The 13,101-nt window shown below is 57.4% G+C and carries 12 protein-coding genes; 8 read left to right on the forward strand and 4 right to left on the reverse strand.

Features of this window, described 5'->3' with window-relative positions:
* Positions 1-18 precede the first annotated feature (18 nt).
* On the reverse strand, positions 19-3,885 hold the full coding sequence (locus tag WMW72_RS02595) for a DNA polymerase III subunit alpha (protein WP_341413837.1): 3,867 nt from the start codon (positions 3,883-3,885) through the stop codon (positions 19-21).
* A gap of 205 nt (positions 3,886-4,090) precedes the next feature.
* Between WMW72_RS02595 and WMW72_RS02600 the strand changes: the two genes are divergently transcribed.
* The 3 genes from WMW72_RS02600 (at position 4,091) to WMW72_RS02610 (ending at position 5,301) form a co-directional block, all read left to right on the forward strand.
* Positions 4,091-4,423: a YtrH family sporulation protein gene (locus WMW72_RS02600; RefSeq protein WP_341413838.1), complete on the forward strand. Its 333-nt coding sequence runs from the start codon at positions 4,091-4,093 to the stop codon at positions 4,421-4,423.
* Positions 4,420-4,941: a sporulation membrane protein YtrI gene (locus WMW72_RS02605; protein WP_341413839.1), complete on the forward strand. Its 522-nt coding sequence runs from the start codon at positions 4,420-4,422 to the stop codon at positions 4,939-4,941. The genes WMW72_RS02600 and WMW72_RS02605 overlap by 4 nt, the downstream gene beginning before the upstream one ends.
* 63 nt (positions 4,942-5,004) lie before the next feature.
* On the forward strand, positions 5,005-5,301 hold the full coding sequence (locus WMW72_RS02610; protein ID WP_341413840.1) for a YtpI family protein: 297 nt from the start codon (positions 5,005-5,007) through the stop codon (positions 5,299-5,301).
* A gap of 93 nt (positions 5,302-5,394) precedes the next feature.
* Here WMW72_RS02610 and WMW72_RS02615 read toward each other — a convergent pair whose 3' ends face one another.
* The gene (locus WMW72_RS02615; RefSeq protein ID WP_341414091.1) at positions 5,395-6,762 is read right to left on the reverse strand and encodes a DRTGG domain-containing protein; all 1,368 of its coding nucleotides are present in this window, start codon (positions 6,760-6,762) and stop codon (positions 5,395-5,397) included.
* A gap of 217 nt (positions 6,763-6,979) precedes the next feature.
* On the opposite strand from WMW72_RS02615, the gene WMW72_RS02620 reads away from it, so the two are divergent.
* The gene (locus tag WMW72_RS02620) at positions 6,980-7,306 is read left to right on the forward strand and encodes a hypothetical protein (protein WP_341413841.1); all 327 of its coding nucleotides are present in this window, start codon (positions 6,980-6,982) and stop codon (positions 7,304-7,306) included.
* A gap of 101 nt (positions 7,307-7,407) precedes the next feature.
* On the opposite strand, the gene WMW72_RS02625 is transcribed toward WMW72_RS02620, so the two are convergent.
* Together WMW72_RS02625 and WMW72_RS02630 are read right to left on the reverse strand one after the other, a co-directional pair.
* Positions 7,408-7,689 carry a hypothetical protein gene (locus tag WMW72_RS02625; RefSeq protein WP_341413842.1) on the reverse strand — a complete coding sequence of 94 codons (282 nt, stop codon included), beginning with the start codon at positions 7,687-7,689 and terminating at the stop codon, positions 7,408-7,410.
* A gap of 67 nt (positions 7,690-7,756) precedes the next feature.
* Complete coding sequence (locus WMW72_RS02630; RefSeq protein WP_341413843.1) at positions 7,757-8,860, reverse strand: acyltransferase; 1,104 nt, start codon at positions 8,858-8,860, stop codon at positions 7,757-7,759.
* 271 nt (positions 8,861-9,131) lie between these two features.
* Between WMW72_RS02630 and WMW72_RS02635 the strand changes: the two genes are divergently transcribed.
* The 4 genes from WMW72_RS02635 to WMW72_RS02650 all read left to right on the forward strand — a co-directional run bounded on the left by WMW72_RS02635 (position 9,132) and on the right by WMW72_RS02650 (position 13,068).
* Positions 9,132-10,571 carry an amino acid permease gene (locus WMW72_RS02635; protein WP_341413844.1) on the forward strand — a complete coding sequence of 480 codons (1,440 nt, stop codon included), beginning with the start codon at positions 9,132-9,134 and terminating at the stop codon, positions 10,569-10,571.
* Between the two features lie 64 nt (positions 10,572-10,635).
* Complete coding sequence (locus WMW72_RS02640; protein ID WP_341413845.1) at positions 10,636-10,959, forward strand: hypothetical protein; 324 nt, start codon at positions 10,636-10,638, stop codon at positions 10,957-10,959.
* A gap of 237 nt (positions 10,960-11,196) precedes the next feature.
* Positions 11,197-12,465, forward strand: a complete 1,269-nt coding sequence (locus WMW72_RS02645; RefSeq protein ID WP_341413846.1) for an MFS transporter — start codon at positions 11,197-11,199, stop codon at positions 12,463-12,465.
* Positions 12,466-12,486: 21 nt separating this feature from the next.
* Positions 12,487-13,068, forward strand: coding sequence for a TetR/AcrR family transcriptional regulator (locus tag WMW72_RS02650; protein ID WP_341413847.1), 582 nt, complete (start codon positions 12,487-12,489; stop codon positions 13,066-13,068).
* The last annotated feature ends 33 nt before the right edge of the window (positions 13,069-13,101 follow it).

Raw genomic sequence — 13,101 nt, forward strand, 5'->3', positions numbered from 1 at the left:
ATGCAGAGGAGGCTTGCATTATTTCACCTTTACACTCTGTTTCCCCAGCAGCTCTTCGATTTGTCCGAACAGCTCGGGCGACGGCTTCACATTGAATTCTCCGCTCAGTCCGAGCGTCTTCTGTGTCTTCTCATAGTATAGCACAATTGGCAGCGGGCCGCTGTGCTGAGCGATGAGCTGCTTGAGCGCTGTCAGTACCGCAGGCTGCTCACGCTCGGCCGCAATGCGCACATATACGCGCTGGCCGGCTGGCTGTGAGGCCCTGCCCGGCGAGACTGGCGGAGCCGGGGAGGTACGGCCTGCCCCGCCACCGCCATCAGGAGCGACCGATCGCTCTCGGCCGTTATCCAGGTAGGAGGAAGCTGCGAACGTGCGGTCTGACTCTCGGCCTTCTTCGGAAGGAGCCTTAGCCGCATACTCTGTCCCTCGGCCTCCTGCGGAAGGAGAAGTTACCGCCGGTCTTGGCGGACGGGTTGCGGCCGCCGCAGCGCCCGCAGAACGCGGTGCGGGCCTGCCGTTCTGTTGCCCTGCACCTCCTGAGCCACCGCCGCCCGTTACGGCTGCGGCAGACACCTCGCGCTGGGAACCTGCACGTCCGGCCCTGGAATAGCCTCCCGAGACGGAGCCGGAACGCCCGCCAGCCGATTGGCCCGGCTGAATAGCACTCTTCACGGCCTTCAGCTCGACATGAGGATCGCTAAGCGCCACGAGCCGATCAGCGAGCAGCTTGATCTGCTCGTCCCCGTGCTGGAGCTTCGCAATAACCACCACAGGATTGCCCTTCTGCACCAACGGCGCAGCATGCTTCCATACCTCAGGGAACAGGACGACCTCCGCCTTGCCGACACGGTCTTCCAGCTCCATGAACGCCATAGGCTGGCCCTTCTTGGTGACGATCGTCTTGTTGGACACGACGAGACCCGCCACCATTACCTCGCTGCCTTCGGCATACTCCGGCAGCAGAGCCATCGTATCGAGCTCCAGCTTGCGCAGCAGCTCCTCGTAATCGTCCAAGGGGCTGCCGGAGATGTATAAGCCGAGCAGCTCTCGTTCCAGCTCCAGCTGCTGCATCAGCGTATACGGGGAAATCGCCGGATATTCCAGCTCCCAGGTCACCTCTTCATCAAATCCGTCCAGAACGAGCTGCAGCGCCTCCCGGTCCTTGCGCCACTTGACGGCGGCATCGACCGCTTCCTCCAGCATCGCAAGCTGCTGGGCGCGATGGCCTGGCAGCCCGCCCAGCGCTCCTCCCTGAATCAGCGATTCCATCACGCGCTTGTTGCACACCCGCAGATCAATTCGGCGGCACAGATCGCTCAAGCTATCGTAGGGACCGTCCTTGCGCTCCGCGATAATCGACTCAATCGCATGGGTGCCGACGTTCTTGATCGCCGCTAGTCCGAAGCGGATCGCCGGGGTATCCCCCCCAAACGCGGGCGTGAATAGAAAGCCGCTCTCGTTGACGTCCGGCGGCAGTACCGGAATGCCCATCCGGCGGCATTCATCCACGTACTCCGCCACCTTATGGTGGCTTCCGGTTACGGCAGTCAGCATCGACGCCATGAATTGAACCGGATAATGCGCCTTCAGGTAGGCCGTCTGGAACGCAAGCACGCCGTATGCGGTCGCATGGGCGCGAGGGAAGCCATAGTCGGCGAATCGGACGATCATGTCGTATACGCGGTTGGCATCCTGCTCCGTATACCCTTCCCCCAGGCTCCCTTCGACGAAATGAGCTCGCTGCTCGTCCAGCACCTCGCGCTTCTTCTTACTGACCGCTCTGCGCAGGAGGTCCGCTTCGCCGAGATTGAATCCGGCCATCCGCGATGCGATCTGCATGATCTGCTCCTGATACACGATGATCCCGTACGTATCACGCAGGATCGGCTCCAGATCGGGATGGGGGTACTCCACCTCCGTCTCTCCATGCTTGGAGCTGATATACTTGGGAATAAACTCCATCGGACCCGGCCGGTACAGCGCCACAACCGAGATGATATCTTCAAAATGCGATGGCCGCATGTCCTTCAGCACCCGTCTGACCCCGGGCGACTCTAGCTGGAATACGCCCGTCGTGTCGCCCTTGCCGAGCAACTCGTAAGTCAGCGGATCGTCCGTCGAAATACCGGTCCAGTCGATCGATGTTCCCGTCTGCTCGCGCACCCATGCCAGAGTACGCTCGATGATCGAGAGCGTCCGCAGGCCGAGAAAGTCCATCTTCAACAGGCCGATCGCTTCCAGATGCTCCATCGTGTACTGCGTGAGCGCCGTCTGCTCGTTGCCCTCCTGCAGAGGCACATACTGCGTGAGCGGCTCGCGGGAGATGATGACACCCGCCGCATGGGTGGACGCATGCCTCGGCATGCCCTCGACCTTCATCGCGAAGCGCAGCAGCTCCGCCGTCTTCGGCTGCTTGGCCGCCAGTGTCTGCAGCTCGGGACTGACGCGCAGCGCCTCCTCCAGCGTCATCCCCAGCTGATGGGGAATCGCCTTGGCCGCCCGATCCACCTCCTGATACGGCACGTTCAGCGCACGGCCGACATCGCGGACGGCAGCCTTGGCCGCCATCGTCCCGAAGGTAATGATCTGCGCGACCCGGTCGCGGCCGTATTTGCGGACGACGTAGTCAATGACCTCGTCGCGCCGCAGATCGCTGAAGTCGATATCGATATCCGGCATCGACACCCGCTCCGGGTTAAGAAACCGCTCGAATAGCAACCCATACTTGATCGGATCGACATCCGTAATTCGCAGTACGTAGGCTACAAGACTTCCAGCGGACGAACCCCGGCCTGGTCCGGTAACGATCCCTTGTTCGTGGGCGAAGCGGATGAAGTCCCATACGATCAGGAAATAATCCGAATACCCCATCCGTTCAATAACGCCCAGCTCGTAGGCGAGCCGGTCACCGGCTCCGCTGCGCCACTGCGTATCCTGCCATTCCGGCAATTGCGCGTAACGAGTCTCCATCCCCTGACGGCACAATTCTGCGAGATATTCGCCTGCCGTCATCCCGGCAGGGATCGGATCGAATTGCGGCAGTATGGAGCGGCCGAATTCAAGCTCGACCTGGCAAGCCTCAGCGATAGCTGCGGCATTGCCGACGGCCTCCGGCACGCGGGCGAACAGCTCGTTCATCTGCTCCGCACTCTTCAGATAAAGCTGGGATGTGCCCATCTTCAGCCGGTCTTCATCCTCCACCGTCTTCCCGGTCCCGATACAGATGAGAATATCCTGCACCTCATGATCCGGCTCACGCACGTAGTGCACATCGTTGGTCGCAACCATGCGGATGCCTGTCTCCGCGCTGAGGCGGAGCGTCTCCTGCAGCACCTTCTTCTGCTCGGTCATCCCGTGATCCTGAATCTCCAGATAAAAGTCGTCGCCGAAAATTTGCCGGTAGCGCAGCGCTGCGGCCTTCCCTTCCTCGTAGCGGCTGTGCAGCAGATGCTGCGACACCTCGCTGCCCAGACAGGCGCTCGTGCAGATAAGCCCTTCCGAGTAGCGCTCCAGATGCTCCAGGTCGATCCGCGGCTTGTAGTGAAAGCCCTCCAGATGAGCCACCGAAACCAGCTTCATCAGGTTCTGGTAACCGGTCAGGTTCTTCGCCAGCAAAATCAGATGATAGATCGGCTGGTCCTGGCGGCTTCCCTTCTGCCGCAGCGATCCGGTGGTGATATATACCTCACAGCCGATAATCGGCTTGATGCCTTTTGCCCGGCAAGCCTTGTAAAAAGGAATCGCGCCATACATTACGCCATGGTCCGTCAGCGCGAGCGCCTTCATGCCCAGGGCAGCCGCCTGCTCGACCAAATCGTCGATGCGCGCGGCACCATCGAGAAGACTGTATTCGCTATGTACGTGCAAATGGACAAAATCGCTCACGCGCCCGACGCCTCCCCGTTCATAATCCATTATGTATAGTTTAGCATAATACGAACAAGTGTGCCATAAGATGTAGAGTACCATCCGGCGGTCAAGCCCCGGCTTGGACTCCCGGCGGCCCTGCGCTTACGCCCGATGCAAACAGGCAGCCGCCGCCCCTGAGAGGGAATGGCAACAATCCAACGAATAGGAAGGGTGTTTGTACGTGGCCGCATTTTTGTCCAAATGCATGCTGGATTTCTTTATTGCCTTCGGGGTCGTGCTGGGGGGAACGATGCTGGCCGGCATCTCCTCCGTCATCACCCTGGACCCTCCCGTCCACCGAATGCTGACGGTAGCCGAGCAAATCAAGATTTGGGCCATGGTCGCCGCGATCGGGGGCACGATTGATCCAATCCGGGCGATCGAGACGCATTTTCAGGACGGGCATATTTCTCCAGCCATTCAGCAGATTCTGTATATTGTGTGCGCCTTCGTAGGCGCCCATATGGGCACGACACTGATTCAATGGATCTGCCGGGGAGGGACCAGCGGGTGAGAGTTCCGCAATACGAGCCCGGCTACAGACTTCTGCAGGCTATCGGATTAGTCATCGCCGGGATGGTGATCGGCGCCGCCCTCTTTCTAAGCATCTACAACGAACGGCTGAACATGGTGATCGAGCAGAACCGCAAGCTGATCACAGAGAAAAGCCGGCTGGAGGGCGATGTCACCGACCTGCGGAAAACCAAAAACCAGCAGACCACGATCAATCTGCTGAATGTGTATATAACTCCCGCCGAGCATACGGAAATCGACAAGCTGACGGAGAGCGAGCTGCAGCGCAGGGTTCATGCTCAGCTCAAGCCCGTCGTGGTCGGCCGCAAAATTTCGGAATTCGCTGCCATGCCGGAAGTCTACGAGCAGATCCTGAAGGAAAAGCCGCTGCTCGGCGTGCTGGAGAAGGACTATCTGGTCCAGTCGGTCAAGTGGATCGTCCTGACCCAATCGGAGCTGAAGGTATGGGTGACGGTGAAGGAATGGAAACGAATTCCCGTCTCCCTGTCAGGAGGTTGATTTTCCGGTCGCAGATGGGCTACAGTGTATACAGACACTTGTCCATAAGGATGTGCTTGCCCAATGACTCTGCAAACCGTTCAGCTCTCGCTCAGCACGCTGATCGTGATCGCTGTCGCATTCTCCGTCTATTACAGCTTCCGGTACCGCCGGCAGCTCGACCCGGTCAAGCGGGGAATCCTGGCTTCACGGATGAACATCGCGATGGGCCTGATGCTGATTCTTATTGCTTTGACTCAATTGTTCTTCTTCACCGATTCGGTGACGCGCCGGATCTTCGGAACGATCTGTCTGCTGCTCGGCATCTGGAATTTATTTGCCGGGCTCCGCAATCACCTGCATTACAACCGCAAGGCTTAGCCCGGAGTAGCGCATGCCGGTTCAAGCGCGCAAAAAACCTGACAGTCTGGCTCTGTCAGGTTTTTGTCATGCGGGCCTAAAGTTCCGGCAGCACTACGCCGGTTCGATGACCTGGGCCGTCAGCATCGCCTTGGCAACCATCGATCCATTCAGAAACATCTCCACATCCAGCTTGCCAAACTTGCGGCTCACCTCGATGATTTTGGGCCGGATCTCTACGGTGCTGTCAATCTGCAGCGGCTTGATGAAGTACGACGACATGTTGTCGACCACAAGGTCCACCTTCTTCATGTCCTGGATCGCATGATAGGCAGCCTGGGTCAGCAGCACCGTCAGTACGCCCTCAGACATGGTGCCGAGTCTTCCGGTCATCTGCGGGGTGATCGCCCCCCGGAAAACCAGCTGCCCGGAGGCATCCTTATCCTGGGTGAACCCCGCCCAGATCAGATCCTCGAAGGTCTCTGCGTGCTGCGGCTGCCTCTGCGCATGCTGCATCGCCTTCAGGACATCCTGGCGGCTGATGACGCCGGTGATTTTACGTCCGGCATCCACGATCGGCAGCAGCTCGATGCCCTCCCATACCATCAGATGGGCGGCAGAAGCTACGGACGTATTCGCGAGCGCCGTTACCGGGCCACGCGTCATTAGCTTATCGATCGTCTGTCCGGTTGAAGCGCCGATCAGATCCCGCGGGGTGATCATCCCGATCACCCGGTTCCACTCGTCCACGACCGGGAACCGGCTGTGCCCGGTCTCCTCATGCAGACGCTGCCAGTCCTCCATGACCTGATTGCTTCTGAGCGTATACACCTGCATCGGCTGGACGATAATGTCGTCGATCAGCAATATTTTTTTCTTGATCAGCCGGTCATAGATCGCGCGGTTGATCATCGAAGCTACCGTAAAGGTATCATAGCTGCTGGAGATAATCGGCAAATTCAACTCATTCGCCAGCGTCTTCACCTCTTCACTCGTGCCGAAGCCGCCGGTGATTAGCACGCCAGCGCCCTGCTCCAAAGCACACAGATGTGCCTTGGCCCGGTTGCCCACAATCAACAGGCTCCCGGGATCGATGTAGCGCATCATGGCATCCTGCTGCATCGCGCCGATCACGAACTTATGCAGCGTCTTCTCCAGCCCGTCCCGGCCTCCGAGCACATCGCCGTCCACCATATTGACGACCTCCGCGAAGGTAAGCTTGTCCAGCTCGTCGCGCAGCTTCTTCTCCACACGCACGGTGCCGACCCGCTCCTTGGTCGCCACGAGTCCGATCGCATCGGATTCCTTGATCGCCCGGTAAGCCGTCCCTTCGCTGACACCCAGCTTCTCGGCAATTTTGCGGACCGATATTTTACTCCCGATCTTCAGGCCCTCGATGTATTTGATAATCTGCTCATGCTTGGTTGCCGCATCATGCATAACTGGCTCGAAATCCTCGCCCATCTGTTCTACCTTCCTCATGTTCACTGTATTAGTTCTGTATTATTATCATCATACCATGTCCTGCCTGTAAAATGAACCTCCAGCCTGTCTGTTATTACGGACATATGCGATATAAAAGCTCGCGCCCCGCTACTTTCCTGTCCGATTGACGCCCTGACCAAAAAATTTACCCATAGAGACAAGCAGCACCGCATAGGATGAAAGGAGTTCAATCTTTACGGGAGGTGTTCTGTCCATGTCGAATGCGCCTTTTACCGGGCAACACCAGTCGATTTATGAGCTGGATTCCAAGGAACTGGAGCTTCTGCACAAATGCAAGCAAAAGGTTCATTCCATCTGCTCACAGCATCTGCATAAGCCCGTCCGCGTCCAAACGATCGACGGCAGTACGCATGAAGGAGTCATCGTCCATGTGGACCATACCCATGTGTACCTCCAGATGCCGGCCACGCATACCCGCGCTTTTTTCCCGGGTGCGTATGCGCCGTTCAATCCCTACTACAACAATGTCGTGCTGCCTCTGGCGCTCTTCAATCTGCTGGCCATCGCGTTGCTCGTCTGATCTGTCCTCCGTCAGACCGACTAGCCCAAAAATCCCCAGTCCGCCTCGATTTGAGGCAGGCTGGGGATTTGTCCAAATCTGATACGGCCGCACGCAGGCTGTCAACGTCTTACCTGCAGCACCCTGCGTTTGCCAGTGACTGCCTGCTGAAGCTGCCAGCGCTTCATCCGCTTGATGCGCAGAAGCTGACGCTTCTTCTCTTCCTCCACGCCAAGCAGCTCATGCAGATGAGCCGCCACAATCAACAGCGCGAAGACCATCCATACCACACCAAAGATCGTGCTCAAGCTCGTCCAATCGGTCAGGTGGATCTTCGGTACGGCAACTGCCATCATACCGAGCGCCAACGCCATGTACACGATATTTTTCCAGCCTTTTCCCATCGGCATCCTCTCCTCTCCGCAACCTTTACCCTATATATATGTGTGGACAGGCCGGATTAGCACTTATTTATCCGATTTCCGGTTTGGGGACCGGTCTGACGGGCTTGCGCCGCACAAGCTTCATTACGCGCTGATAAGCGTACACAAGCAGCCAGGGAAGCGCCAAGGTCAGCACGAAGCCTCCCAGCGTATAAGCATGATATAGGAGTATCGAGCCTCCGTCATAATGATACCGGAGACGGTAATACGTCAGCACCGCCGGGTGCATCAGATAGATGCCGAACGACACGGAGCCCAGCGCGAACAACATCTTCGACAGCGTCTTCCACCGCTCGACCACGAGCTGTCCGATCCGAATGAGCGTAAGCGAGACGAGAGCCGCATATCCGAAGAATAGCGCCTGGTATACATAAGGATTCACCTGCAGCTCTACCCTTCCTTCGGCCAGAAAAATGCTGGTGAATGCGGCACCGGCTGCTACCGTAGCGGTCAATACGACGGCAAAGCGACGACGGAGCCAGGCGGAGAATGAGGCGTAGTGCAGCCCGATCCACCCTCCCAGCGCAAACACGCTGAAATAATTGAAACAGAGTGAGGCCATATGCTCGAACGGCTCAACCCAATAATGATACGAATAAAACGCAACCTGTACGGCCAGACCGATCCACCCCAGCCACCGGCGGAACCATGACCAGCGGCACAGCCACATCAGCAGCGGGAAGAGCAGATAGAACTGGACGATGATCACCATGAAATACAGATGGTACCAGGCGTCCGCCCATGGAAGAAGCTCCCAGAACGCCGCCCAATCCAGCTTAAGATCAGGCCGCAAAAACAACCACTGATAATATAAATAATAGAACAGGGACCAAGCCACATAGGGGATCAGAACCTGCCTCACGCGCTTCACATAGAAGGAAAAAGCCTGCTTGCCGCTGAAATCCCCCTGATAGCGGTAAAAGAGGACGAGGCCGCTCAGCAGCAAAAACACGGGAACAGCAAAATTGTTGAGCTTATTGATGATGACATAAAGGGTCTGGGACCCGCTTCCCAGAGACAGCTCGCCGATCGCGTCGGACGAGTTATGGATGGCGAGTACGGCCAGTATCGCGATAGCTCGGACGATATCGAGCTCCAGCAGCTTGGGCTGCGACATTTTCTTCGATGACAATCGATTCGTTCCTTCCTGAACATGTTGTTACAAGAAAGGTATCACAAATCACGCTCCTAGCCAACTCTATTCATCATCCGCCCTTCCGCCGCTGGCCAGCGGCGCCGTACCCAATCCGGCTGAAGCAATTGATAGATCCGATCCAGCAGCTTCGGTGAATCTCAAGGTGGCACCGCCAGTATGAAATCCGGAAAACTGCACACTAATAAAGCATGAACTGTTAAGGAAAATTCCGGTATCTTCGGTGAAGAGCAGGAGCGTGAGCCAGACGATGAACAAACAGCAAAGAGGCAAGACCGGCAAGCAAGGGAGCGGAGCTGCCTCACGTCAAACCGCCATAAGCTGGTGGCAGCTCTCCCTGCTCGGCGTAGCCTGCACAATCGGGACGGGTTATTTCCTCGGAGCTGGTATCGGGCTCACGATAGGGGGGCCTGCTTTCCTTGTCGCTTTCCTGCTGGCAGCAGCAGGCACTTACTGTGTCTTCGACGCCTTGGCCCGGATGACTGTCGCCGACCCGCAGCAGGGTTCCTTCCGCTCTTATGCGAAGCTCGCCTTCGGGCGGTGGGCCGGTTTCGGCAGCGGCTGGGTCTACTGCTGCTCGGAGCTGATGATGATGGGGAGCCAGATGACGGCGCTTGCGCTATTTTCCCGGTTCTGGTTTCCCGGTATCCCCATCTGGCTGTTGTCCGCCGGGTATGCGGTACTGGGGCTCGGTGTCATTCTAACCGGTACCCAAGGGTTCGACCGCGCTGAAAATCTGCTCGCCATCGTCAAGGTCGCCGCGATCGTGATGTTTGTCCTGCTGGCCTCAGCCATTCTGCTGGATATAATCGGATGGACCGCGCATCGGCCTGCACTCCCCGGTAACTGGCTGCCGGCAGGCGGACTGGGACTGTGGTCTTCACTCATCTACGCCTTCTATGCCTTCGGTGGCATCGAGGTGATGGGCCTTATGGCCGTCCGGCTCAAGAACCGCCGTGACGCGCCCCGCTCCGGCAAGGTGATGCTTGCCGTACTGGCCGTCATCTATACGCTCTCCCTGGGGGCAGCACTGACACTGGTTCCCTGGTCCTCCTTCCTTCCGGAAGAGAGCCCGTTCGTCATCGCGCTAAGCGACCCTGGGCTGCCCTGGGTGCCTCATATGTTCACAGGAGTATTCATTGTCGCAGGCTTCTCCACGATGGTAGCGGCCCTCTTCGCCATCATCAGCATTCTCGTCTCCTTGGCCGAGGAACAGGATGCGCCAGTTGGGCTCGCACGGAAGGGCTGGCGCGGATTGCCTATGCGGGCGGTCGCTTTCACAGCGGGAAGTATGGTTATCTCCATCCTGCTATCGCTGCTGCTTCCTGAGCGTTTGTACGAGCTTGTCACCACTGCCGCTGGCTTGATGCTGCTCTACAACTGGCTGTTCATCCTGCTGTCTTCGGGCCGACTGCTTCAGCCGTCCGCAGGGGGGCGGTTCAAGCGGATCATAGGGTTATTCCTGATCGCACTGGCCGTCGCCGGGACGATGCTGCATCAAACTACGCGGCCTGGCTTCTGGCTCAGTCTCGGATTCATGCTCATGATCAGTTCCGTTACGGTCCTCATGCAGCGGAAGTGGACCCACTCTTCGCTCCGTCAGGAAGAACCTGCCGTCTGGGAGATTCAGAGAGACTCTCAAGACAATCGGACGTGGATATTCGAACTGGAGCCGAAGCGTGGTGAATAAATCCAGCGGGTCCGTTCATACTAAGGGAGCGACGACCCTATGATCTCAAAGGAGGATTACCCTCATGCAGTCCAACGTATCGTACCAGCAATTTCTCGAGCAGCAGCAGCAGCAGCGGCTGCAGCAAGCCCAAGAAGCCCAAGCTGCCCTGGCCCAATCCGGTCTAAGCAATAATTCCCAGAAGCTTCGCCAGCTTCAGCAGCAGTTCGTCCAAGTTCAGGCGGATCTTCAACAAGCTCAGTCTCAGGTGGAAATCCAGATGCAGGCCCAGCAGCGGCGCATCCAGGAAATTCAAGGCAGACTGCAGCAGTGTATTCAGCAGATGGACTCGGTCATTCAGACTTCCCAGATCCAATCTTACGGCTCCCAGCCTCACACACTGATGTAAAGCCTCCTATCCGGTAAGCTCCCGAATGTCCCAAACCCTGAGTCAGGGATGGGACATTCGGGAGCTTTTTTCTGTGGTAATGAACGACCATATTTTTGTTGACTAATGATTCTTATAAAGATATAGTTTGATTCACATTCAATAGTAAAAAACAAAGCAATGAAAAGATATTTTTTAGAATAACGATTCTTTAAAATAGTGGAGTTTCATTGTTTGATCTGTGAGGAGCTGAAAGCTGTGCCGCAAGAACGTCCATCTTCATCCTTTTATTATGGATGGATCATCGTATCCATCGCTTTCCTGACCTTGCTCCTATCGGCTGCAATCAGCTCCGTTCCCAGCGTGCTGATGCAGACCTGGGAGCAGGAATTCGGCTGGGACCGCAGCGCCGTGTCAGGTGCCATGTCCATCCGTATTTTGCTGTACGGCTTGATGGGCCCCTTCTCGGCTGCGCTCATGTCCAGATTCGGCATCCGGCGGGTGATGGTAATCTCCATCCTGCTGCTGGTCGTCAGCCTGATCCTGACGCCCTTTATGACCGCGATCTGGCAGTTATTCCTGCTCTGGGGCATCGTCGTCGGGGTCGGGACCGGTTCGCTGGCCAATGTACTGGGCGTAACAGTGGCTAACCGCTGGTTCGTGAAGCACAAAGGGCTGGTTATCGGCATGCTGACCGCCAGTGCAGCTACCGGACAGCTGCTGTTTCTGCCGCTGATGGCCAAGATCTCGACGGAGATCGGCTGGCGGTACGCCATCCTGACGGTCGTCATTGCGCTGCTAGTGCTAGCGCCGATCGTAGCCATCTGGATGCGCAATCATCCCTACGATGTCGGCAAGGCTGCTCTAGGCGCAACGGCAGTCACGGCGCCTCCGGCGTTTACGGGCAATCTGTTCCTCGCCCCGATCCAGGCGCTGGGGTCCGCTACGAAGAGCGGCACCTTCTGGCTGCTGGCCGGGACATTCTTCTTCTGCGGCTTTTCAACCAATGGCCTGATCGGTACTCATCTGATCCCGGCCTGCGGAGACTTCAACATCCCGATCGTGATGGCTGCCGGACTGTTGTCTCTGATGGGCTTGTTCGATCTGGTCGGCACAACGTTATCCGGCTGGCTGTCCGACCGCTTTGACAGTCGCTGGCTCTTGTTCTGGTATTACAGCCTGCGCGGTCTCTCACTGCTGTACCTGCCTCAGGCACTGGGCCTAGGGTACACCCAGCTGCTGATCTTCGCCGTCTTCTACGGTCTGGACTGGATCGCTACCGTTCCTCCAACCGCCAAGCTGGCTTCCGAGAAGTTCGGTCCGGAGAAAGCCGGGATGATCTTCGGCTGGATCGTCGTGGCGCATCAGCTCGGTGCATCTACGGCTGCTTACGGTGCCGGCGTTATGCGTGAGCTGCTGGGCAGCTATACATTGCCATTCGTGCTGGCCGGCTTTGCCTGCTTCTTCGCCTCTGTCATGGCGCTGCGTGTCCGTGAAGCAGGCAGGATGACCCGGCGTATTCTATAAACCTCGGAAGGGAGCCTAAGCATGGGCAGACAGCGAACATTTGACGAGGATCATGTACTGGAGCAAGCCATGCAATTATTCTGGACCAAAGGGTTCGAGCACACATCCATCCAGGATGTATGTGAGTATGCCGGCGTGCATCGGGGAAGTATGTACCATACCTTCGGTGATAAGCATGAATTGTTTCTGGCTTGTCTGGACCGATTCCGGCATACGCTGAGGGATAGGTTGTTTGTCCAGTTGGAGGAGCCTGGAGATCCGCGGGAGGTGCTCACCCGCTTCTTCGATACCCTCATCGACCGTATGCTGGACGAAAACAAACAGCGCCGGGGCTGTCTGATAGCCAATACCGCCATGGAGCTCGCTCCGCTCGAGCCCTGCGTCGAAGTGCGCGTGGCAGCCAACCTGCTGGACATGGAGCATATGTTCCATGCTTTTCTCGTGAGAGCCCAGAGGGAAGGCAAGCTAAAGAGCAAGCATAGCCTCCGCGAGATGGCCAGGTTCCTTGTCACGACCAAGCAAGGACTTCATGTAATGGCCAAAACGACCACCGACCGCAAGATGCTTGAGGATGCATGCAAGGTTGCACTGTCTCTGGTGTGACCGCTCCACTTCCTAATCGCATGAAAACTGCCA

The organism is Paenibacillus filicis (genome assembly GCF_038070315.1).
Taxonomy (GTDB): domain Bacteria; phylum Bacillota; class Bacilli; order Paenibacillales; family NBRC-103111; genus Paenibacillus_G; species Paenibacillus_G filicis.